This is a genomic window from Klebsiella sp. X13, assembly GCF_003323835.1.
GTDB classification, from domain to species: domain Bacteria; phylum Pseudomonadota; class Gammaproteobacteria; order Enterobacterales; family Enterobacteriaceae; genus Klebsiella; species Klebsiella ornithinolytica.
In genome coordinates this window covers 1,911,655-1,934,056 of sequence record NZ_CP030874.1, presented here as the reverse complement: position 1 = coordinate 1,934,056, position 22,402 = coordinate 1,911,655, and the positions used below count along the sequence as shown (strand labels likewise).

Sequence of the window (22,402 nt, the reverse complement as noted above, 5' to 3'; positions counted from 1 at the left end):
TCCTTACTCAGGCGACCGCCTGGCTCACTTTTGGCATCGCAAGGCTTAACGCCTGCTGTTCATTGGCATCATCATGCAGCAGTTCGCCCGCCACCTCACCTTCGCGCATCACCACGATACGATCGGCCACGCCGAGCACTTCGGGCAAATCGCTGGAGGCGAAAACGACGGCGACACCGGAGGCCGCCAGGGCATAGATAACGTTATAAATTTCATGCTTAGCGCCCACATCAATGCCGCGGGTCGGCTCATCCAGCAGGATCACTTTCATCTCTTCCGACAGCCAGCGTCCCAGAATCGCCTTCTGCTGGTTGCCGCCGGAGAGATTCATAATCAGCTGTTCGGGGCCCGGGGTTTTGATATTAAGCGACTTAATATGCCGATCGGCGTTGTGCGCTTCCCAGCCGTTGTTAATGATGCAGCCCGCGTGAATATGCCGGCGACGCGCGCTGATATTGATATTGTCGCGTACGGAATGGACCGGAATAATGCCCTCCGCTTTGCGGTCTTCCGGGCACAGCATCATTCCGGCCTCGATAGCCTGTGCCGGTTTGCGAATATCGATCGCCTGCCCGTCGATATACACCTGACCGCCGGTGATACGGGTTCCGCCAAACAACCCTTTCATCAGCTCGCTGCGCCCGGCCCCGACCAGCCCAAACAGGCCGACGATTTCCCCGCTGCGCACCGACAGATCTACCGGCCTGCGGACGCCGGGCGCTTTGACCTGCTCCAGGCGCAGACGCTCTTTGCCATACTCACGCGGTTTCCAGCCGTAAACATCGCCCAGCTCGCGCCCGACCATCGCCTGCACCAGCGCGTCATGACTCACGGTCTGCATATCATCGAAGGTGCGTACGTAGCGGCCATCTTTAAACACGGTGATCGCATCGCTGAGCGCAAAAATCTCCTCCATGCGGTGCGAAACATAAATAATCACGCGCCCTTCCTCACGCAATTCGCGGATGACGCGAAACAGATGGTCGATCTCGCGCGCCGAAAGAGAGCTGGTCGGTTCATCAAATGCGATAACCTTTGCGTTACGGGTGAGCGCCTTAGCAATCTCAACCATCTGCCACTGGCCGATGGAGAGGTATTTCAACGGCGTTTCCGGGTCGATATCCAGCCCCAGATGCTCCAGCTGCAGCCGCGCTTCGTAGTTGAGCAGCGAGCGGTTCACTAAGCCGTACTTATGCGGGATTTGGCCGAGGTAGATATTCTCCGCGACGGTCATTTCCGGAATCAGGTGCAGCTCCTGATAAATGATTGCCACTCCGGCGTTCAGCGCTTCGGTAGTGTTGCTGAATACGCGCGGTTGGCCGTCTATCTGCAGGTCGCCGGCGGTAGGAATATAGTTGCCGCTGAGAATTTTCAGCAGCGTCGATTTTCCGGCTCCATTTTCCCCCATCAGGGCGTGGATCTGTCCGCTATAGCAGTCAAAGCTAATATCGGAGAGCGCCTTAACGCCGGGAAAGGTCATGGTAATGCCGCGAAATGAGAGATAAGGGGTAGACTGTTGCATAACAACTCCGCTCTTCTATGCTCAGCCTCCCGCAGGCTGCGGGAGGCAGGGTCAACCAGGCCTTACAGCCCTTTTTTCGCCAGCTCTTCTTTGAAGTTGTCGCGCGTGATCAGCACCACATCGGTGACCGCAGTGAATTTCGGCGGTTCTGCGTCTTTTGTGACCCAGTTGTAGAGCATCTCGCTGGTTTTATATCCGTGGATATCCGGGCTAGGCAGCAGAGAACCGTAGAAACCGGTCGCCTGCGCTTTGGAGAGTTCGTTAACCGCATCCACACCATTAATGCCAATGCCAATCACATCCCCGGCTTTAAAGCCCTGACCTTCGGTGGCGCGCACGCCGCCCAGTACGGTGTTGTCATTCATCCCCACGATCAGCCAGTGCTTCACCTGAGGATGCTGTACCAGCATCGAGTTACCGGCGTCGAAGGCGCCCGGGATATCGTTGGATTTAGTCGGCACGCGGTAGATCTGTTGGTCAGGGAAACCGGCCGCTTTCAGCGCGTCGATGGAACCCGTGGTACGACGACGGGCGGTATCGAGTTCATCAGCGGTAATCGCCATCACGCCGGTATCCTTCACATCCCAGCCGCGTTTTTGCATCTCTTTGTACAGCTCCTGCCCCTGACGGGCGCCAATTTCACTGGCGGCCATCATCACCAACGGTACGCTCTCCATCGGTTTACCTTTCGCATTCACGAACTGGTCATCGACGGTGATGACTTTCATATCGTATCCGCGCGCTTTAGCGGCAATCGCCGCCCCGAGTTTCGGGTCAGGTGTACAAATAACGAAGCCCTTTGCCCCGCTGGCCGCCAGGCTGTCGATGGCATTCAGGGTTTTCTCACCATCCGGGACCGCAATTTTAATTACCTCAAAGCCCAAATCTTTGCCGGCCTTATCGGCAAATTTCCACTCGGTTTGAAACCAGGGTTCTTCCGGTTGTTTGACCAGAAATCCGAGTTTAAGCGTTTCAGCCATAGCTGATTGTGACATAACCGCAGCGAGACCGATCGCCGCCAGCGCTTTAGTAAATTTGTGCATGGTAAACTCCAGCTTTATTTCGCTTTTCTGTAGGGAAGTATCGGACTTAATTTTTTTATCGGACGTAAAACAAGGCATTAGAAAAATTGCACACCGAACTGCCGTTGTTCATTAAGTAATAACTGGAAATCAATTCTCCATACGAGAGCATTATCACATCGCGGAATTACAGTAATTGCGTGCATAGATTTAGCGAAAAATGACATAAAAAAAGAGCTAATTGTCAGACAATTAGCCCTGCACATAGCAATATTATCCATATCATCAGCAGACTTATCCTTGTCGCTACCGCCGCCTGCTCTCAGTAGATGTCCCGAAAGTGCTGTGCCCCCTTTTTCAGCCGTTTCCCTTACCGATACGACTTCTCACAAGATGAAATATCGCACAGGAGAATTTTATTACCGTTAATAACAGAATACACCTCATCATCCCGCTTATCTGGTCCTGTAAAAATGACGTCACTCAATCATTTCTCGTGATTTCTTTTTTACCGAATGGTTGATGCGACATGACCGAATTATGACCTCAGGATTAAATTCATATTTAATTAATATGTCGTAGGCATCATCCATATCATAAAAAAAGCCATAAAAATAAATTCAATAAAATCATCAAGATATGGATATTAAAATCAAGTAAAAGACAAAAACAACACGCTTTATAAGGATGTTGTAACGAAACGTAAACAGATGCACTTGAGAGTTTTCTTAGTCTATTATTGAGGGTATTCTATATATATCGGCAGGCGCTAATTAATTACCGATACACATAGGGAAAGTGCAAATTCATTATTTTGCCGACAATGTTACGCGTAAAGAGTCTCGCATTTTATCGTTCACCGGCGAAGATTCCCGACGCGTGAATGATACCTCCAGCTTAATAAGGATATTTTTTATGGTCGTTTCAGGAATGGCTCAAAAACTCAATAATCAGATGAACCTTGAGTTTCATGCCTCAAATTTATATCTGCATCTCAGCGAATGGTGCGAACAGCACCGTCTGAACGGCACCGCCATCTTTTTGCGCTCCCGGGCACAATCCCACGTGACGCAGATGATGCGCGTATTCGATTTTATGAAGACCGGCGGAAACTGGCCGATCGTCAAAAATGAAGGCAGCTACAGCTATAACTGTCACTCCCTCGAAGATCTGTTTACCACCACCCTGGCCGATTATGAACAGCGTAGCAGCATGCTGTCCGGATTGACCGAAGAGGCTAAAGCGCAACGCGACGACACCACCTGGCGCTTCCTGACGCTGCTGGAGAAAGAGCAGCAGCAGGATGGCGTGCTGTTGCAAAGCGTGCTTGAAGAGGTTCGTAACGCGGATAAAGCCGGCCTGGGTATGCTTCAGACCGATCGCCGCCTGCTCAGTCTGGTGACACGCCGCCAGGATTAAGGCCATCGCGCCGGCATCACATCAACCGTTCTCTCAGCGAGTATGGATCCCGAGAGAACGGCTTTCGCATCGCAGCATAGCGATCGCCCTGGCCGGCGCAACCGCGCAGCGTTGGCACTAAAACCCGCCGGACGATGCCCTGCAGACCGCCGTATGGCCACCGTTCCGCTGCGCGAATAAACGACACCGGATCATCAATCCCTCCGCTTCACGCCTCCGTCCATCGCGGATAACGTTCCAGCGATCGCTGTTTCTGACACATCATTTCCGCCGTTCAGGCGCCGTTCTTATTCCTGAAAAGCATTAAAAACTTTTAAGCCGATCGCATTCCTGCTCTGGGAAATGGCGCAGCGGGTGATTAGTGACGGCGATCACTTTTCGCCATCGACTTTAAGAATATAAAAACAGCGTTTCAAAAATTTAAAACATGAGGTTTATATTAATGGCAGGATACGCGGCTTCAACCTCACAAGGGTTGCAGGGAAGACCGATTTTGTTACGCCATCAGCTAGCCTACGGCGGCGGTAATTTACTGGGGAGCGGCGCGCTGGCGATCAGCGGCGCCTGGCTACTTTATTTCTACACCACGTTCTGCGGACTGACGCTGATTGAGGCGTCGTTCATTTTCTCCGTCGCCAGCATCATCGATGCGATCAGCAATCCGTTAATGGGCTACCTGACCGATAACTTCGGTAAAACGCGGCTCGGCAAACGCTTCGGACGCCGACGTTTCTTTTTATTGATCGGCATCCCGCTGATGATGTTTTACCCGCTGCTGTGGGTTGAGGGGCTGGGTTTCTGGTACTACCTCTGCACCTACGTCGTCTTTGAGATTATTTATACCTCAGTCATGGTGCCTTATGAAACCTTAGCCACCGAAATGACCGACGACTTCTCATTACGCTCTAAACTGACCGGCTATAAAGCCATTTTCGGCAAGCTTGCCAACTTCCTGGCGGCGTTCATCCCAGGTCAGTTTATCCTGTTGTACGGCAAAGATTCCGCCACACCGTTCTTCCTGACCGGGCTGACCTACGGGGTTATTCTGATTATCGCCATCTCCTGCCTGTGGTTTTGCAGCTGGGAGCGCCCGCGTGAAGAAGACGTTCGCGTGAATGAGAAAAAAGGCCTGCTCACGACCCTGCTGATGCTGGCGAAGGATATGCGTTCAACCTTCTATCTACGCGTGTTCCGCAAACATCTTGGGATGTATCTCTGCGGTTTCGGCGCAGAATGGCTGTTTGCCTCGATCTTTACCTACTTCGTTATCTTTGTCCTGCAGCACGATCCGGCGATGGTCGCCGGGCTGAACAGCCTGAACTCGATTCTGCAGCTGCTCTCTACGGCGTTGTTTATCGGCCTGTGTGTGAAAAAGGGATTCAGCAAGCCCTATATTCTGGCGCTGAGCATCGTGATTTTCTCCGTGTTGCTGTACACCTCGCTGTGGTTTTTCCATCTGCCCGCTCATCTGGCAACCATCCTGATGTTTGGGATCACGGTGCTGTTTGGCCTGGGTACCGGCGGCGTGTACTACATTCCATGGACCGTTTACACCTTCCTCGCCGATGTTGATGAGATCTATACCGGCCGCCGCCGCGAAGGGATCTACGCGGGCGCCATGACCTTCTCCGGAAAAATCCTGCGTTCGATTATTGTCTTCACGATGGGAGCTATTCTCAGCTTTTACGGGTTCCAGTCTAAAGCGCATACGCAACCAGAAAGCGCAGTGACCGCCATTGCGGTGGTGTTCTGTAGCGGCGTGATCCTGCTGGCGCTGGCGGCCATTGTCTTCAGCAAGCAGATGAAACTGGATCGCAAAGCGCACCTGGTCGTATTGCAGGAAGTGGCGCGGATTAAAGCAGGGGGTAAGGTTAGCGATATCCCGTCCGATGTGCGTATTATCGTGGAGGATTTAGTCGGCCATCGTTATGAAGAGTGCTGGGGCAACAGTAAGCTATTTAAAGATGAACAGCCGGCGTCGGCAAGGGCCGCTATCTCTCATTAACGTCTGGTTTTCGCCCCGCCATCGACAGCGATAGCGGGGCGAAACAACTTAGTGTGCTTCACCCTGCGGCGTAAACTTAAGCTCAATCAGCGTAATCGCTTTTTGGACCGCGCGCAGCGTCACCGGATCGGCCGAAGCCGGATGGCTGGCAAAATCGATGGCTTTCAGCTGCGTGGTCATTTTTTCGCGGACTTCAACAGGGGCGATGACGTCAATGACGTCGAGAATCTGTTTGATAACCAACTGGCAGGCGACAACGTCAGAAACCAGTTCGTCTTGTTCGGTGAGATGTTGAGACATTTATTACTCCTTTTTCGAGGAGCGTAATAGTAACCTAAATCCCGAGAGATAAAAAAACCTGCCGCAGCAGGTTTTTTTATCAGAACATACCGGCAGGCGGTACATCTTTGAATGTTTTGCAGTACTGCTCGAACATGCTCTTCAGAATTTTGCGCAGTTTCATGAAGCGACTCCGGTTTTGTTATGCAGGTGTTACCATTGATGGGGTCTATAATATGACTTGCATCACATAAATCAATAGAAACATGCGCTAACTCACAATTTATTTACAAGAATAATTTATAAATTAAACAAAAGTGAGGGAAATCGCAGAGTTAAGAGCCTGCACGTTTTTCCCGCGATAGGCACCTCACCAGGCGATGGCAAACACACAATGAGTACAGATATCTCTTCACGAGAAGGCCGCGCCTTCTCTGCTCCTGCGCTGCTGGTCGCCGGCGCATTTTTCATGGAGTTTCTTGACGGGACGGTAATCGCTACCGCGCTGCCGGACATGGCAAAAGATTTTGGCGTTGCGGCGGTTGACCTCAATATCGGTATCAGCGCCTACCTGATTACGCTGGCGGTATTGATCCCGGCCAGCGGCTGGATTGCCGATCGCTTCGGCGCGCGTAAGATCTTCACGCTGGCGTTGGCCATTTTTACGCTTGCCTCCGTTTTTTGCGGCTTTGCCGGCAACGTGGACACCTTTGTCGCCATGCGAATCCTTCAGGGTATTGGTGGCGCGCTGATGGTGCCCGTCGGCCGCCTGGCGGTACTGCGTACCACGCCAAAAGATCAGCTCATCAAAGCCATTGCCACACTGACATGGCCGGCGCTGGTTGCGCCGATCATCGGTCCACCGCTGGGTGGCTTTATTACCCGCTATGCCAGCTGGCACTGGATTTTCTTTATTAATGTTCCTCTGGGATTGATCGCCATCGCGCTGTCGCTGCGAATTATTCCCGATATCCGCGAAGCGCAGCGACGTCCCTTTGACCTTCCCGGCTTCTTTGCGACATCGGTTGCTATGGTGAGCCTGGTGAGCGCCATGGAGTTGCTTGGCGATACCCGACCACAAGGCTGGACAACCCTGGTCCTGCTGGGGATCGGTACGGGATGCATGCTGTTCGCTCTGCGCCATTTCCGCCGGGCAGAGTGGCCGATGGTGCGTCTCGATGCGCTACAGGTGCCCACCTTTCGGGTTACGATGTATGGAGGATCGCTTTTCCGTGCTTCCATCAGCGCCGTCCCCTTTCTGTTACCGCTGCTGTTTCAGGTTGGCTTTGGTATGGATCCGTTCCATTCCGGGCTGCTGGTGCTGGCGGTGTTTGTCGGCAACTTCACCATTAAACCCGCTACCACCCCGCTCATCCGTTGGCTCGGCTTCCGTCGGCTGCTATTGATAAACGGGACGCTAAACGTCATCTCGCTGCTCGCCTGTGCTTTTTTAACGCCGCAGACCCCGGTCTGGCTTATTTGTATGATCCTGTATCTCGGCGGTGTATTCCGCTCGATTCAGTTTACCGGCGTGAGCACGCTTGCTTTTGCCGATGTTCCGCCTGCGCAGATGAGCTACGCCAATACGTTGTTCAGTACCGCGTCACAGCTGGCCGTGGGTCTGGGGATCACCCTCGGCGCGATCGGCATTCGCATGGGTGAAAAAGCCAGTGAGTGGTTAAGTCTGACGACCCTACCGGGGATCAGCTTCCGGCTCTCCTTTGTCTTTATTGCCTTAATTTGTCTGGTGGGAATGGTAGATAGTCTGCGATTGAGCAAAGATGCCGGTAGCAGCGTCTCGCAGAGCAAAAAATAGCAGCAAAAAGGCCAGCGGTGGCTGGCCTTATTCGAAAAAACGAGGGCTTGCTTAGCCGACTATCTGGCGGACAAAAGCTTCGATCTCTTTATCCTGGCAGTTCTCGAAGAAGCACTGCTGGAAACGCGGGCCGGAGACAGCCGTTTTGACCAGTTCCGGATCGATAGCGCGCAGAGTATCCAGATAGTTATCTTTCACCACGGCAGCTTTCACCGTATTCAGGATCCCGGCGTTACGCACCTGCGGCTCTTTGCGCTCCGGTGGGTAACCTTCGCCATTGCGACCGGTGAAGGCTTTTTCAAAAATAAAGCGCACGTTCAGCTCGGCACCCCAGCCAAAACCTTTGGCAAACGGCAGGGACAGCGCATTACCGTTATTAATCTGCGCAAACAGGAAGGCATCAGCCGGATCAATACAGTAGCCGCACACTACGCCTGGGTGGATGTTCAGCGACATCAGCGCGCCCTGTCCGGTTCCGCAGCCGGTTACCACGAAATCAACCGCTTTCGAATTCAACAGAATGCTGGCCATGATGCCCAGATGAATATAGGTCAGATGATGGTCGTGCTCATCGCTCATCCCGACGTTGTATACCGGGAACCCTTTTTCATCGGCAACGGCGTTTAGCTCGTTGAGGATGATGGCGTTTTTGCTGGCCTGGCTGTTTTCCATCATCAGTGCAATTTTCATGCTTTACTCTCCTGAATGCTGTGCGGGCACTCCCGCGATAGTTCGTTAGCGTTATGATGGACTCTACTACTTAACAAACGCACTTTCAAATTTTATGAAAAGTTGTTTTATAAATTACGTAGCGCTTCACATTTTTCGCCTTCGCCCCCGCCCTCCCGGTACCAGCCGCCACAGGCAGAGACGCAGTCAGCTCCCTGGCAGTCCATCTTCCTGCCAACGCCAGACACCTTATTTCTGTTTTTTATTTTGATAATACGAACTGACTAAAATATTAAACCGAAACCATTCTCATTACTTATTAAATTGCCAATGCGTTTTATTCCCATTTTCATTTTTAATAAATAAGTTTTTTAATTTACTTTTTGCAAATAAATTAATAACAAATTATAGTAACCGCACAATTACGTTGACCCTTTATTTTCGGAGCACACGCGATGCTGAAAACAGAAATGATCGATAAACTGAATGAGCAGATGAATCTTGAACTTTATTCTTCTCTGCTTTATCAGCAAATGAGCGCATGGTGCAGCTACCACAGCTTTGAAGGCGCCGCCGCATTCCTCCGCCGTCATGCGCAGGAAGAGATGACCCATATGCAGCGCCTGTTTGATTATTTGACCGATACCGGCAGCCTGCCCTGCATCAACGCTATCTCCTCGCCGTTTGCCGAGTACGCATCGCTGGATGAGCTGTTCCGCGTCACCTACGAACACGAACAGCTGATTACCCAGAAAATTAATGAGCTGGCCCACGCCGCCATGACTAATCAGGATTATCCGACGTTTAATTTCCTGCAGTGGTATGTGGCTGAACAGCACGAAGAAGAGAAATTATTTAAATCTGTTATTGATAAGCTGACCCTCGCCGGTAAAAGCGGCGAAGGCCTGTACTTTATTGATAAAGAGCTGGCGACGCTCGACACGCAGAATTAATTATCCCGGCGGCGAAGTTTCGGCTTCGCCGCTAAATTAATGCCGGCAGATCTTACTCTCACGCGTATTAAACCCCGCCTCTACGGCAACAAACTTCCCCTTTTTCTGTAGAAATGCCACCAGCTCCGCCGCGCTTAAATTTTCTGCCGAGCAGGTATGAAAACGTGCATCTGCGCCGAAGCGGGCGATGATTGCCGCCTCAAGAGTGGCCGTTGAGTAAGGTTCGCCCGAGGCGATCATCATCTGCAGCACTTCATGACCATGAATCGATTGCATAGCTCCTCCTGTAAAACGCCCAGCATAGCCCGGCGAAAGGCTGGAAGCTTTGCGCCAGCGCAGCCTTCAGGCGGCCTTCGCGGAGTGTAAATATTTAATTACAACCACTGTAACCCTCATTTGACGAGAATGATAATTTCACATACTCTGCGCGACATATTTTATTGTTAATTCCTTCATGGATAGAGAGAAACGTGAAGAACCGCACTCTGGGTAGTATTTTAATCGTGGCCGGGACCACAATCGGCGCAGGGATGTTGGCAATGCCGCTGGCTTCCGCGGGCGTGGGTTTCGGCGTCACCTTCTGCTTACTGATCGCGCTGTGGGCGCTGATGTGCTACACCGCGTTATTACTGCTGGAGGTCTATCAGCACGTGCCCGCCGATATGGGGCTCGGTTCGCTGGCGGCACGTTATCTCGGACGTTACGGGCAGTGGGTGACCGGCTTCTGCATGTTATTCCTGATGTATGCGCTAACCGCAGCCTACATTAGCGGCGCGGGCGAACTGCTGGCCTCCAGCCTCAACCAGTGGCTGGGCTGGTCGCTTCCTCCTGCGGGCGGCGTGTTGCTGTTTACCGCCATTGGTGGCGCGGTAGTCTGCCTCGGCACATCGCTGGTTGATCTGTTTAACCGCTTCCTGTTTAGCGCCAAGATCATTTTTCTCGCCATTATGCTGGCGCTGCTGTTGCCGCATATCCATCGCATCAATCTGCTGACGCTCCCGCTCCAGCAGGGCCTGGCGCTATCGGCGATCCCGGTGATTTTTACCTCTTTCGGTTTTCACGGTAGCGTGCCGAGCATCGTCAGCTATCTTAACGGCGATATTCGTAAGCTGCGTCGGGTCTTTATCATCGGTAGCTTTATCCCGCTGGTCGCCTATATTTTCTGGCAGCTGGCGACGCTCGGCAGTATTGACTCCCCGGCGTTTACCGCGCTGCTGGCGCAAAATGCCGGCCTGAACGGACTGCTGGAAGCACTGCGCGAAGTCGTGGCGTCGCCGCACGTTGAACTGGCAGTGCATCTGTTCGCCGACCTCGCGCTGGCCACCTCGTTCCTTGGCGTGGCGCTTGGACTGTTTGATTATCTGGCCGATCTGTTCCAGCGTAAAAACAGCCCCGGCGGTCGTCTGCAAAGCGGTGCAATCACCTTCCTCCCGCCGCTGGCGTTTGCCCTGTTTTATCCGCGCGGCTTCGTGATGGCGCTGGGCTATGCCGGCGTCGCGCTGGCGGTGCTGGCGCTCATGCTGCCTTCGCTGCTGGTGATGAAGAGTCGGAAACAGCACCCTGACGCTCCCTGGCGGGTCGCCGGGGGAACACCGGCGCTGTGGCTGGTGCTGTTGTGTGGTATTGCGATTGTCGCTATTCAGTTTTGCATCGTCGCGGGTTTGCTCCCGGCGGTAGGATAAAAAAAACGGCCTCTGGCCTAATGCGGGTCACTTAAAGGCGACCCGCATTTTTTTGGTTTATCGCCGACCAGAGCGATGCCGGGTTCCCAGGGCCGGGCGAAACCGGCCCTGGGAAGTTCATCTGTCGCGCAGGAAACAGAAATACGCGGACGGAATATTCCACGGAACCCACGCGACAGACCCCTTTCGCGCAAACCAGCGTAAAACCGACATCCCTGGCTTAACAGCGACCTCCAGGACAGACTTGCCCGCAGGCGTGTTGAAAACCTGACAGCGCCGGATAAAAATCGGCAATCTCTTTGAGATGACGGATACTTCCCCCTCTGCCGGAGCGGTCAGCCGACCCTTAAACGATCGGCATCAGACCAGCAGACCCGTTATTTATTTCGCTAAGCAACACTGCTTATATTTTTTACCGCTGCCACAGGGACAGGGATCGTTACGCCCGACCTTGACTTCATTGCGGATCGGTTGCTGCACGACTTCCGGCTCAGCATGCTCAGTCCAGTATTGGTACAACGAGAGCGCTGCCGGGCGGATATGGTCCACGCTGGCGATAAACTCATCGACAGAGAGCGCCTCAACCGCCGTAAACTGCGCTTCCGTGCCGTGCAAAGCAATGCTGTCCAGCGCCGACTGCGGCTCTTCCGGCAGAGCGGGCCAGTTTCCGAGAGCGACGCCGCGCATATAGCCGAAGCACCACTCCTCAACAATCGTCAGCTCCTGACCTTCCTCTTCGCGGGTCCCAAACAGCGGTTCAAACTGATCGGGATACTCGTCCAGACGCTCGGCAATGTCGCTCATGTGCTGCAGAGTCAGGTTAACAAAGTGGTCACGCTCGCGGTCATTCGCCCAGCGCGGCACATTGTCCGCTCCGCCCCAGATAGCCAGCAGCCACTGAGCCGGTTCAATCTCTTTCGGGCCGGAGAGAATGGCCGTCAGCAGGCCGTCAAGCTCTGAGACATCAAGGATGGCGCCCTCGGTGGCGTATTTCGACAGGATATCGTCCAGCCATTCAAGTTCGCTTTCGTTCAGGGGTCCGGTTTTCATAAACAGGCTCGTCGTGGTAGAAAAATGGCGCATACAGTAGCGGAAATGCCGGGAGAAAACCACCCGGCAGCGTACTCAGCAAGCGTTAAATGTCTTTAATGATGCTGGCGCGCATCGTTTCGTATTCGCTCTCGGTAATGGTTCCGTCATCGAACATTTTTTTCGCCTGCGCGAGGCGTTCCCGCACATCATCGGCGGATGAGAGCGGCGCGCTCTGCCGGGCTGCTGACGGGCTGTATTCACTCTCTTGTTGAATGTCGCCATAGCGGTTAACACCATCGGTGCCGCGGGCAAACAGCAGCCAGATAGACAACGCCAGCGCCGCCATGCCTCCCGCCGCCGTTATCCATACCCAGACGGCCGCCTCGCCGTTATCAACGGTGGCGATAATGCCGATAAAGCCAACCAGCAGAACAGCATAGGGTGACAGCAGCCACCAGCCTGATTTGTTCAAATCGTGCAGACGGCGCACCGCAACCGCGATGCCGGGGATAATGATGATCAGGCCAAACAGGCCTCCCACGATCGGAATCAACCCCAGTACGGCCGAAAGCACAAAGTTGGCGACGGTAAAAACCACATACTCCTTGCGCGCCGAACGCCCGCGAAAGGTGGCATATTTGCGGAAGCAATCACCGTAGCTTTCAAGCAATGTAGCCATAAGATCCCTCATTTAATTTGTTTTTATTGCCATAACGGCGTTCCGTTCCCAAAGGATAATAGTCCGGCGAACCGGAGCGCTATTTTACCGCAGTTTGGCCATACCGCGCCTGAGAAAAATGGGGGAAACGCTGAATACCGGTACTACCCGGCAGGATGGCGGGAGAGGATTGTGGGCTGGCGGACAAACGTCCCCGTTATCGCGCGCCGCGAACCGGGTTCCTGAATCCAGGCGTAAAGCGGGTTATCGGCTTTCGCCGCGTTGTAATCGACGCAGACAACACGCTCGCTCAAGGAGCAAGGTTCACCGGATAAAGTGTAGTGACCGATCACCACCGGGACATCTGTTGTGTCCAGATGGGTCTGCTCCAGAGGAATATCCGGGATCCGGCCGATCATTTCCGGCTGAACCTGGGCTATCTGGCGATAGGTTTTCGCATCATCCCGCCACCAGCGCAGACGAATATGGCGGCGCTCGACGCCCGTCTTATCCACGAAGCTAAAGCCTGCAGGTAGTTTCAGTTCTGGTCCTTTAAGCACGGTCTCGATCATCCGGAACAGAGGATGCTGTTGATCAAAAGCAGCGACCCAGTTTTCGGGTTTCAACCGATTCTGCTCATCCAGCCACGGTCGCAGTCGGGCAATCGTCTTGTCCTGCCAACAGGCATGTACCGCCCGAATATCGCCATAATCAACAAACAGCGGCAGCGTTTTAAACCAGTCGATCCAGAAATCATGCCGCGGAGTGTCTTCGACGACATCGGCCAGAAAGGCCTGATGCTGACGTCGATTATTCGGGGAGTGCGACCGCAGCGGCTGAGCGCTATGCGGATGGCGCAGTGCCCAGCCAACGGCGTTAAATTCATGATTGCCCATCAGACATATCGCCTGTCCCGATTCCACTTCCGCCCTCACCCGCTCCAGCACCGCCAGGTGGTCGATCTGCGCCCCTGGCTGATTATCAATCAGATCGCCGACGAAGATCAGTAAACGCTCATCCGGTTGGTACAGAGCATCAAGGTGTTCCAGCAAAGCGGCGAGCTTGTGGTACTGACCGTGGATATCGCCGATGAAAATTCTACGCCTCGCCGGCTGGCCAGAATGCAGCATATGAACACCTTTTCCGAAGAACAGAGACATTGATGATATCAGTTTAAGCGGCTGGCCTGGCGAGATTTCACCCGACATAAATTACCCCGTCATGAGATCTTCGGGAAACGGTCGGTATGGCAGAATAATTGCGGTCGCTCCGTCAGTCGACGGACCGTGCGACAAGAAAGATGTTACGCCGTGATATCAGGAATGGAGGGATTTCAGAAATGAAAAAACCACCCGTAGGTGGTTTCACGACACTGCTTATCATTGATTTTATTCTATAATCCCAATGGTACCCGGAACGAGACTTGAACTCGTACAGCCTATGGCCGAGGGATTTTAAATCCCTTGTGTCTACCGATTCCACCATCCGGGCTCGGGATGTAAATTGGAGGCGCGTTCCGGAGTCGAACCGGACTAGACGGATTTGCAATCCGCTACATAACCGCTTTGCTAACGCGCCTTAATACTTAAACACCCGCATCTGCCGATGTTTTTAATCTGGAGCGGGAAACGAGACTCGAACTCGCGACCCCGACCTTGGCAAGGTCGTGCTCTACCAACTGAGCTATTCCCGCATTATCAAGCAAATTTGCTAATCACTTGATTTTGTTATCGTCTGGCAAGCTGTGCTGCCGTTCGATGCGTTGCATTCTACTTACCTGGCGAAATGAGTCAACGATATTTTTTAAATCCTTGTGTCGTTTGCTGAAATTTGCGGCGAAACGATCACTGATCAAGCAAATCTCCGCGTGCGGCGTTCAAATACTGCAGCATAGACCACAGCGTCAGCACCGCTGCCACGAGGAACAGGGCGATTCCGGCCCACTCTACCCAGGCGTTTGGTCGCCACAGCATCCACACCAGTGCCGTCATCTGCGCGGTTGTTTTCACTTTCCCGATCCAGGAGACCGCTACGCTGCTGCGTTTGCCCAGTTCGGCCATCCACTCACGCAGCGCAGAAATAATAATTTCACGGGCAATCATGGTCGCGGCCGGCAGGGTTACCCACCAGGTGTGATAGTGCTCAACCACCAGCACCATCGCAATCGCCACCATCACCTTATCGGCAACCGGGTCAAGAAAAGCGCCGAAACGGGTGCTCTGATTCCAGCGGCGGGCCAGATAACCATCAAACCAGTCGGTAACGGCAGCGACAAAAAAGATCAGGGCGCAGGCAAAAGGGGCCCAGACGAAAGGCAGATAAAACGCCAGCACAAAGAACGGTATCAGGATGACGCGAAACAGAGTAAGCAATGTAGGGATATTAAATTGCATAGTGACAGGTAACTATCTGTTAGAAGTAAAAATTAGCCCTATGTTGCTACAGAGCCCCTAATGTTTCAACGAGTAGAAGATCTTTTCTGCCAGACCGTGAGATATACCCGGTACTTTGGCTATCTCCTCGACGCTGGCTTGCTGTAACCCTTGCAATCCGCCCATATACTTCAGCAGCATCTGGCGGCGTTTCGGCCCTACCCCTTCGATAGTCTCCAGTGAACTGGTGCTTTTCACTTTTGCCCTTTTTTTACGATGCCCGGCAATGGCATGATCGTGGGATTCATCGCGAATGTGCTGAATAACGTGCAGCGCAGGCGAATCAGGCGGCAGGTTAAACCCTTCGCCTTCTGGTTCGAAGAATAACGTTTCCAGCCCGGCTTTACGATCGCTACCTTTTGCCACCCCCAATAAGAGAGGATGCTGTTTATCCCAGGGCACATCCAGCCCGGCAAAGACGCTTTTCGCCTGCCCAAGCTGCCCTTTACCGCCGTCTATCAGGATAACGTCAGGAATCTTGTTCTCTTCTATTGCCTTACCATAGCGGCGGCGCAGAACCTGGTTCATCGCCGCATAATCATCGCCCGGGGTAATGCCGGTAATATTGTAACGTCGATACTCGGCACGCAGTGGCCCGTTACTGTCGAACACCACGCAGGAAGCCACCGTCTGTTCACCCATAGTATGGCTGATATCAAAGCATTCCATACGTTTAACGGCCGGCAGTTTCAGTACGGTAGCCAGGGCCTGCAGACGTTGATGGATCGTCGACTGTTGGGAAAGTTTCGTGGTGAGCGCCGTGGCCGCATTGGTACGTGCCAGCTTCAGATAGCGGGCCCGGTCGCCGCGCGGTTTCGTCTGGACGTTCACCCGGCGCCCCGCCAGTTCAGAGAGGGAATCCGCCAGCAAGGTTTTATCGCCAAGATTAAAATCGAGCAGAATCTCTCCCGGCAGGGTACGCATCTGGCTGCCCTGCAGATAGAACTGGCCGACAAACGTCTCCACCACTTCGCCAAGCTCCGTACCGCCGGGCACTTTCGGAAAATAGCTGCGGCTACCGAGAACCTTGCCCTGACGAATAAACAGAACGTGGACGCAGGCCATGCCCGCATCAAAGGCGACGCCAATAACGTCGAGGTCATCCCCGGTATTCGAGACGAACTGTTTCTCGGTCACCCGGCGTACGGCCTGAATCTGATCGCGAATGCGCGCCGCTTCTTCAAACTCCAGCGCCTGGCTGGCTTTCTCCATCCGGGCAATGAGCTGCGTCAGCACCTGATCATCTTTACCCGCGAGGAACAGCCGCACATATTCAACCTGCTGCGCGTACTCCTCTTCACTCACCAGGCCTGACACACAGGGCCCCAGGCAGCGGCCAATTTGATACTGCAGGCACGGACGCGACCGGTTACGGTACACGCTGTTCTCGCATTGACGCACAGGGAAAATTTTTTGTAGCAGTGCAAGCGTCTCGCGAACCGCATAACCATTCGGGAAAGGACCGAAATACTCGCCCCTGGCGTGTTTCGCCCCGCGGTGCATTGCCAGGCGCGGGTGGGTATCACCGCTAAGGAAAATGAAGGGATAGGATTTGTCATCACGCAGCAGCACGTTATAACGCGGCTGATACAGCTTGATGTAGTTGTGCTCCAGCAGCAGCGCTTCCGTTTCCGTATGGGTTACGGTCACGTCGATTTGCGCAATCAGCGCCACCAGCGCTTCGGTTTTACGCGAAGCCAGGTTGCTCCGAAAATAGCTGCTCAGCCTTTTTTTCAGATCTTTTGCTTTGCCAACATAGATGACGGTGCCGCCAGCATCATACATGCGATAGACGCCCGGCTGGCTGGTTACCGTTTTCAGGAAAGCTTTTGCGTCAAAAACATCACTCACTGACTTGCTAACGACTCCGCATTGCACAGACCATGTCGAATGGCCAGGTGGGTCAACTCGACGTCACCGTGGATGTTTAATTTACTGAACATCCGGTAGCGATAGCTGTTCACGGTTTTGGGACTCAGATTTAGCTGCTCTGAGATCTCATTCACCTTCTGACCCTTGGTGATCATCAGCATAATCTGCAATTCGCGTTCAGACAAACTGGCAAAAGGCGATTCTGTCTTTTCCGGCTCAATCTGGCTAAGCGCCATTTGCTGGGCGATATCGGAAGCAATATAACGCTGGCCGGACGCTACGCAGCGAATGGCATTCACCACTTCCTGAGGCGCAGCACCTTTACTCAGATAACCTGCGGCACCAGCCTGCATCACTTTTGCCGGCAGCGGATTTTCGGTATGCACGGTGAGCATAATCACTTTGGTATCGACAATGGAACGCGCAATCTTGCGCGTGGCTTCCAGGCCACCCATTCCAGGCATGTTCATGTCCATCAGAACAACATCAACGGAATTGGCGCGGCACCATTTCACCGCATCCTCGCCGCAGCAGGACTCACCGACAACTTTAATCCCTTTTATATCTTCCAGAATGCGTCGTATCCCTGCGCGCACTAGCTCGTGGTCATCAACAAGAAGGACGTTGATCAAAGGAATAATCTCCAGAATTAGGGATAACGCTACGGATAGCTTATCTCATACATATTACCGGGTTTTCTCGTCACTTTAAAAGGCAAAAAAATGCCCTACGGAAAGTTTCTTCCCCGGATATGTCAATTTGTCTGCACAGCAAGTGGAAACTTATAGATAACAGTAAGTTGTATTACGCTTCATTTTTAACATTTGCCCTACAAAAACACCCGCAGGGCGCCGCGATACCGCAGGGCAAAATACGAAACAAAATATGTAACAATAATTAACGATGAAAACACACTACCGCAAAAATTAACCTGCGATGCGCGGGCAGATTACGTATTATTCAGGCAATTAATGCGCCTACACCTCTGATGAGAGGACACAAATTACGCGCTCCTTTTTTTCCCGTCGCTTGTGGTATACTGCGCCGCCTTAACATTTAGTATTGCGCAAAAGCGCCGATAGCAAACGAGGATATCGATGAGCACTCCAGATTTTTCCACTGCAGAAAATAATCAAGAACTGGCGCAGGAAGTGACCTGTCTGAAAACGCTGCTGACGCTGATGCTCCAGGCAATGGGCCAGGCGGATGCGGGTCGGGTGATTATTAAAATGGAAAAACAGATCACGCAGATGGAAGATGAGGCTCAGGCTGCCGTATTCTCCAGCACCGTTAAGCAAATTAAACAAGCTTACCGCCAGTAACAGTCAACCGGCTGTGAGTTCAGCACAGCCGGTCCCCACGTCTGACACGCAGAACACCCTACCTGCTCAAATTAAACCGGTCGCCACCGCATAACAGGCGATTTGCGTTTTATTTGGCGCATTGAATTTTCGTTGCATATTTTTTTGATGGAAATTAACGGTATTTTCTGAGATAGAGAGAATAATCGCCACTTCAGCCGATGTTTTTCCCTCCGCAGTCCATTTCAATATTTCCAGTTCACGACGACTAAACTTCATTTCCGGCGGCATGACCATCGCATCTTCCAGCCGCAGTAACGTCAGCAGGCTCAGCTCGGTCAGCGTTCTTAAGCGCATCTCCTGCTCGTCTTCATGAAACGGCCCTGCGCTGCGGCTACGGCCGGAAACGGACAAAAACCCCTGAGCATGATTAGGCAAGGTCAGACACTGGGTAACCCCCTTGTTCAACCCGTGATCCCGCGCGCCATCCCACAATTCCGGCGTATCGCGGAAGAGTCTGTCATCCCACGGCAGATGGCCACGGAGAAAGTTTTCGGGACGCAATACCGGATCGATAGCAAAATAATTCTCAGCCTGGTAGTGTGTCATCCACGCCTGCGGGTAGGTCGATTGCAGCGTAATCCTGGGCCGGGTAAAAGGCACGGGGTGGCGTACGCAAAGCGCAAAATAGTCATATTCCAGCCCTTCCGTTTGTTGTTGCAGGAGATTATAAACTTCCCCTCCCGTCGCGATTGACTGAAATTGTTGCAGCATTTCCCGCCGCCAGCTGAAAAAATCAATGTCCCTCATAACCGACCAAATAACTCCTGAGTAATAATCATTATTAGAAATACAGAAAACTAACACATAAATCTTATTTATATGTATAAAATATCGTATGCATCGCACTTATTAGGCCATGACTGGCGCTCCTCACCCGTTACCGGAGAAAAGTATGTCGGATCCATTATCGCTAAACACGATATATTCCCGGCTATGGCAGGCCTTTAGTTCCCACCCGGCCCCGGAAGTCGAATTTACCCAGACGGGGGCGCTGCGTTCTTGCTTTGCCGTCACCGATTTTGCCTCAGCTTCTATTGCCGTCGCGGGCGGTCAACTGGCACAACTCTCAGGCTCTCCCTCGCCCATCCGGATCGACCGGCGCCTCGCGTCTTACTGGTTTAATCATAGCCTGTATCCTGTAAACCGGCCGCCCCAGTCGCTTTGGGATCCCCTGGCCGGCGACTACCCGACTGAGGAAGGCTGGATCCGTTTGCATACCAACGCACATCACCACCGTCGTGCCATGGCGCGCGTTTTAGGTGAACATGACTCCCGGGCTTCTCTGGCGTCCGCGGTTAGCCAGTGGCAGGCTGAGGCGCTTGAACAAGCGGTCGTCGAAGCAGGCGGTTGTGCGGCGGCAATGCGCAGCGCCCGACAATGGCAGGCGCACCCGCAGGGCATGGCGGTCAGTCAGGAACCGCTGCTGATCGAAACACCGTTACCGTCTGGCTCCCCCGTCGACTGGCGTTTATCTCGCAGCAGGCCGCTGCTCGGCATTCGGGTTCTCGATCTGACGCGGATTATTGCCGGACCGGTGGCCACCCGTCTGCTCGCCGGCCTCGGTGCGCAGGTGCTGCGGATCGATCCGCCAGACTGGTATGAGCCGACGCTCGAAGAGGAAATCACGCTCGGCAAGCGCTGCGCACGACTGAATATTAAAACAGCAATCGATAAGCAACGTTTAATAGATTTGCTCTCTCAGGCTGATGTTATCGTACACGGCTACCGTGCCGATGCGCTGGACACCCTGGGATTCGATAGCGAAACCCGGGCTCGACTCAGACCAGGGCTGGTCGATGTGTCGCTGAATGCCTGGGGATGGAGCGGTCCATGGCGTAACCGCCGCGGTTTTGACAGTCTGGTGCAGATGGCCTGCGGCATTGCCGCAGCCGGTCAACAGTGGCGCCTGGCGGATAAACCGGTGCCTCTGCCGGTTCAGGCCCTGGATCATGCCACCGGTTATTTAATGGCTGCCGCGGTACTCAAAGGTCTTTATCGTCGTGCGACCTGCGGTGAGGGTTACCGCGCGCGCCTGTCGCTGGCTCGGGTGGCGGCATGCTTAATGCAATATCCCACGCCAGAAAGCCCCCTCTCTTTTCGTGAACCGCAGCGGGGCGATTTCCAGCCGGCGCTGGAGTGGTCAGCTTTCGGCCTGGGTGAGCGTCTGCGCTTTCCGTTACAGCTGGCGGGAACACCGGTGGTCTGGTCGCGGCCGCCCTCGCCGCTGGGGACGGCCGCCGCGAGCTGGTAAAAATTACTGCATCAGAAATTTTTCAAGGAACTGGCGGGTGCGCGGCTGCTGCGGGTTAGCAAACAGCGCTTTCGCCTCACCCTGTTCGACGATACGCCCCTGGTCCATAAAAATAGCGCGGTCCGCGACATCGCGGGCAAAGCTCATTTCATGAGTCACAATCACCATCGTGCGCTTCTCCTGCGCCAGCTGGCGAATGGTGTTCAGCACCTCGCCAACCAGCTCAGGATCGAGAGCCGATGTCGGCTCATCAAACAGAATCACATCCGGGCGCATCGCCAGCGCACGCGCGATGGCCACACGCTGCTGCTGGCCGCCGGACAGACGGCGGGGATAGCTGTTTTCTTTACCGTTCAGCCCCACTTTTGCCAGCAGTTCCCGGGCGCGAACAATGGATTCGTTTTTATCCTCACCCTTGACGATAACCGGCCCCTCAATGATGTTTTCCAGTACCGTACGATGCGGGAACAGGTTAAAGCTCTGGAACACGAAACCCACATGCTGGCGCAGGCGGCGAATCAACCCTTTTTGCTGGCTGAAACTGCGCGCGGTATCAATGGTCACATCGCCCACCCGGATGGTCCCGCTTTCCGGCTGTTCCAGCAGGTTAATACTGCGCAGCAGCGTCGTTTTACCGGAGCCGCTGGGGCCGATGATCGCCACCACTTCCCCCTCCTGGACATTGAGGTCGATACCGTGCAGTACCGTCTGGCCATGGAATTTTTTCACCAGGTTTTTGACTTCAATGGCACTCATTTTGGATCACGCTCCTGGCGATTCAGCTGGTTTTCAAAATAGTTCTGCAACGAGGACAGCACCGTCGCCATCACCTAGTAAATCAGCGATGCGGCCAGATACATAGTAAATACCTCCAGGGTGCGCGAGGTAATCAGCTGCGCCTGACGGAACAGTTCCGGAACCTGAATGGTGGCCGCCAGCGAGGTATCTTTTACCAGGCTGATAAAACTATTGGAGAGCGGCGGCAGCGCCACGCGCGCAGCCTGCGGCAAAATCGCCCGGCGCAGGGTTTGCCACGGCGTCATACCGATACTGGCCGCCGCTTCCCACTGCCCTTTGTCAATCGAGGCGATCGCCGCCCGCAGCGTTTCCGCCGCGTAGGCCGCGGTGTTAAGCGACAGGCCAATCATCGCCGCCGGGATCGGATCGAGCTCAATACCAAACTGCGGCAGACCGTAATAGATCATAAACAGCTGGGCAATCAGCGGGGTACCGCGGAAGATGGAGATATACATTCTCGCCAGCCATTTCACCGGCCACAGAGGCGACATCCGCATCAAAGCGAGGATAAAGCCCAGCACCAGGCCAAAGAACATACCGCCGATGCTCAGCTGTAAAGTAAACACCGCGCCTTTCAGCAGATAAGGCGCGGAATCGATAACCAGTTGGATACTCTCTTGCATTCTGT

The 22,402-nt window shown here is 53.6% G+C and carries 21 protein-coding genes, 3 tRNA genes and 1 pseudogene; 7 read left to right on the top strand and 18 right to left on the bottom strand.

Annotated features, from left to right (window positions below):
* Window positions 1-7 precede the first annotated feature (7 nt).
* Both araG and DSD31_RS09200 read right to left on the bottom strand, forming a co-directional pair.
* Window positions 8-1,522: an L-arabinose ABC transporter ATP-binding protein AraG gene (gene araG, locus DSD31_RS09205; RefSeq protein ID WP_004864098.1), complete on the bottom strand. Its 1,515-nt coding sequence runs from the start codon at window positions 1,520-1,522 to the stop codon at window positions 8-10.
* A 62-nt stretch (window positions 1,523-1,584) separates the two neighbouring features.
* Window positions 1,585-2,565, bottom strand: a complete 981-nt coding sequence (locus DSD31_RS09200; protein ID WP_113991388.1) for an arabinose ABC transporter substrate-binding protein — start codon at window positions 2,563-2,565, stop codon at window positions 1,585-1,587.
* Between the two features lie 894 nt (window positions 2,566-3,459).
* Here DSD31_RS09200 and DSD31_RS09190 point away from each other — a divergent pair.
* Window positions 3,460-3,963, top strand: a complete 504-nt coding sequence (locus tag DSD31_RS09190; RefSeq protein WP_004864107.1) for a non-heme ferritin-like protein — start codon at window positions 3,460-3,462, stop codon at window positions 3,961-3,963.
* Between the two features lie 493 nt (window positions 3,964-4,456).
* Complete coding sequence (locus tag DSD31_RS09185; protein WP_015583996.1) at window positions 4,457-5,968, top strand: MFS transporter; 1,512 nt, start codon at window positions 4,457-4,459, stop codon at window positions 5,966-5,968.
* A 48-nt stretch (window positions 5,969-6,016) separates the two neighbouring features.
* Here the strand turns inward: DSD31_RS09185 and DSD31_RS09180 are convergent, their stop codons facing one another.
* Together DSD31_RS09180 and azuC are read right to left on the bottom strand one after the other, a co-directional pair.
* Complete coding sequence (locus tag DSD31_RS09180; protein ID WP_113990996.1) at window positions 6,017-6,268, bottom strand: DUF2766 family protein; 252 nt, start codon at window positions 6,266-6,268, stop codon at window positions 6,017-6,019.
* Window positions 6,269-6,347: 79 nt separating this feature from the next.
* A complete protein-coding gene (azuC, locus tag DSD31_RS09175) occupies window positions 6,348-6,431 on the bottom strand; it encodes a stress response protein AzuC (RefSeq protein ID WP_015583995.1) in 84 nt (27 codons plus the stop codon).
* A gap of 210 nt (window positions 6,432-6,641) precedes the next feature.
* Here azuC and DSD31_RS09170 point away from each other — a divergent pair, with 210 nt between their 5' ends.
* A complete protein-coding gene (locus DSD31_RS09170) occupies window positions 6,642-8,063 on the top strand; it encodes an MFS transporter (RefSeq protein ID WP_004864116.1) in 1,422 nt (473 codons plus the stop codon).
* A gap of 51 nt (window positions 8,064-8,114) precedes the next feature.
* Here DSD31_RS09170 and DSD31_RS09165 read toward each other — a convergent pair whose 3' ends face one another.
* Window positions 8,115-8,753, bottom strand: coding sequence for an RpiB/LacA/LacB family sugar-phosphate isomerase (locus DSD31_RS09165; protein ID WP_004864120.1), 639 nt, complete (start codon window positions 8,751-8,753; stop codon window positions 8,115-8,117).
* 434 nt (window positions 8,754-9,187) lie between these two features.
* Between DSD31_RS09165 and ftnA the strand changes: the two genes are divergently transcribed.
* Window positions 9,188-9,685 (top strand): non-heme ferritin, encoded by a 498-nt coding sequence (ftnA, locus tag DSD31_RS09155; protein WP_004864122.1) that lies wholly within the window; start codon window positions 9,188-9,190, stop codon window positions 9,683-9,685.
* Window positions 9,686-9,721: 36 nt separating this feature from the next.
* On the opposite strand, the gene DSD31_RS09150 is transcribed toward ftnA, so the two are convergent.
* Entirely contained in the window at window positions 9,722-9,961 is a 240-nt protein-coding gene (locus DSD31_RS09150) for a YecH family metal-binding protein (protein ID WP_032717085.1), read from the bottom strand.
* A 194-nt stretch (window positions 9,962-10,155) separates the two neighbouring features.
* On the opposite strand from DSD31_RS09150, the gene tyrP reads away from it, so the two are divergent.
* Window positions 10,156-11,367 carry a tyrosine transporter TyrP gene (gene tyrP / locus DSD31_RS09145; RefSeq protein WP_032717084.1) on the top strand — a complete coding sequence of 404 codons (1,212 nt, stop codon included), beginning with the start codon at window positions 10,156-10,158 and terminating at the stop codon, window positions 11,365-11,367.
* 381 nt (window positions 11,368-11,748) lie between these two features.
* Here the strand turns inward: tyrP and DSD31_RS09140 are convergent, their stop codons facing one another.
* From DSD31_RS09140 to uvrY, 9 genes are all read right to left on the bottom strand, one after another.
* Window positions 11,749-12,417 (bottom strand): YecA/YgfB family protein, encoded by a 669-nt coding sequence (locus tag DSD31_RS09140; RefSeq protein ID WP_015583992.1) that lies wholly within the window; start codon window positions 12,415-12,417, stop codon window positions 11,749-11,751.
* Window positions 12,418-12,502: 85 nt separating this feature from the next.
* The gene (locus DSD31_RS09135; protein WP_004864134.1) at window positions 12,503-13,078 is read right to left on the bottom strand and encodes a DUF805 domain-containing protein; all 576 of its coding nucleotides are present in this window, start codon (window positions 13,076-13,078) and stop codon (window positions 12,503-12,505) included.
* Window positions 13,079-13,221: 143 nt separating this feature from the next.
* Complete coding sequence (locus DSD31_RS09130; protein WP_227505869.1) at window positions 13,222-14,187, bottom strand: metallophosphoesterase; 966 nt, start codon at window positions 14,185-14,187, stop codon at window positions 13,222-13,224.
* A gap of 275 nt (window positions 14,188-14,462) precedes the next feature.
* A tRNA-Leu gene (locus DSD31_RS09125) sits at window positions 14,463-14,548 on the bottom strand.
* A gap of 13 nt (window positions 14,549-14,561) precedes the next feature.
* A tRNA-Cys gene (locus DSD31_RS09120) sits at window positions 14,562-14,635 on the bottom strand.
* Between the two features lie 39 nt (window positions 14,636-14,674).
* Window positions 14,675-14,750 (bottom strand) — tRNA-Gly (locus tag DSD31_RS09115).
* Window positions 14,751-14,901: 151 nt separating this feature from the next.
* The gene (gene pgsA / locus DSD31_RS09110) at window positions 14,902-15,450 is read right to left on the bottom strand and encodes a CDP-diacylglycerol--glycerol-3-phosphate 3-phosphatidyltransferase (RefSeq protein WP_004864143.1); all 549 of its coding nucleotides are present in this window, start codon (window positions 15,448-15,450) and stop codon (window positions 14,902-14,904) included.
* A 57-nt stretch (window positions 15,451-15,507) separates the two neighbouring features.
* Window positions 15,508-17,340, bottom strand: coding sequence for an excinuclease ABC subunit UvrC (gene uvrC / locus DSD31_RS09105; RefSeq protein WP_004864146.1), 1,833 nt, complete (start codon window positions 17,338-17,340; stop codon window positions 15,508-15,510).
* Complete coding sequence (gene uvrY / locus DSD31_RS09100) at window positions 17,337-17,993, bottom strand: UvrY/SirA/GacA family response regulator transcription factor (RefSeq protein ID WP_004864149.1); 657 nt, start codon at window positions 17,991-17,993, stop codon at window positions 17,337-17,339. Before uvrY ends, uvrC begins: the two co-directional genes overlap by 4 nt.
* A 465-nt stretch (window positions 17,994-18,458) precedes the next feature.
* Here uvrY and DSD31_RS09095 point away from each other — a divergent pair, with 465 nt between their 5' ends.
* Window positions 18,459-18,683 (top strand): DUF2594 family protein, encoded by a 225-nt coding sequence (locus DSD31_RS09095; protein ID WP_004864152.1) that lies wholly within the window; start codon window positions 18,459-18,461, stop codon window positions 18,681-18,683.
* A gap of 66 nt (window positions 18,684-18,749) precedes the next feature.
* Here DSD31_RS09095 and sdiA read toward each other — a convergent pair whose 3' ends face one another.
* Window positions 18,750-19,472, bottom strand: a complete 723-nt coding sequence (gene sdiA, locus DSD31_RS09090; protein WP_004864155.1) for a transcriptional regulator SdiA — start codon at window positions 19,470-19,472, stop codon at window positions 18,750-18,752.
* 145 nt (window positions 19,473-19,617) lie between these two features.
* Between sdiA and DSD31_RS09085 the strand changes: the two genes are divergently transcribed.
* Window positions 19,618-20,976 carry a CoA transferase gene (locus DSD31_RS09085; protein WP_113990995.1) on the top strand — a complete coding sequence of 453 codons (1,359 nt, stop codon included), beginning with the start codon at window positions 19,618-19,620 and terminating at the stop codon, window positions 20,974-20,976.
* Between the two features lie 3 nt (window positions 20,977-20,979).
* Here the strand turns inward: DSD31_RS09085 and tcyN are convergent, their stop codons facing one another.
* Complete coding sequence (gene tcyN / locus DSD31_RS09080; RefSeq protein ID WP_004864162.1) at window positions 20,980-21,732, bottom strand: L-cystine ABC transporter ATP-binding protein TcyN; 753 nt, start codon at window positions 21,730-21,732, stop codon at window positions 20,980-20,982.
* A pseudogene (gene tcyL / locus DSD31_RS09075) lies at window positions 21,729-22,397 on the bottom strand (cystine ABC transporter permease). The gene tcyN and the pseudogene tcyL overlap by 4 nt, the downstream one beginning before the upstream one ends.
* Window positions 22,398-22,402: the final 5 nt, after the last annotated feature.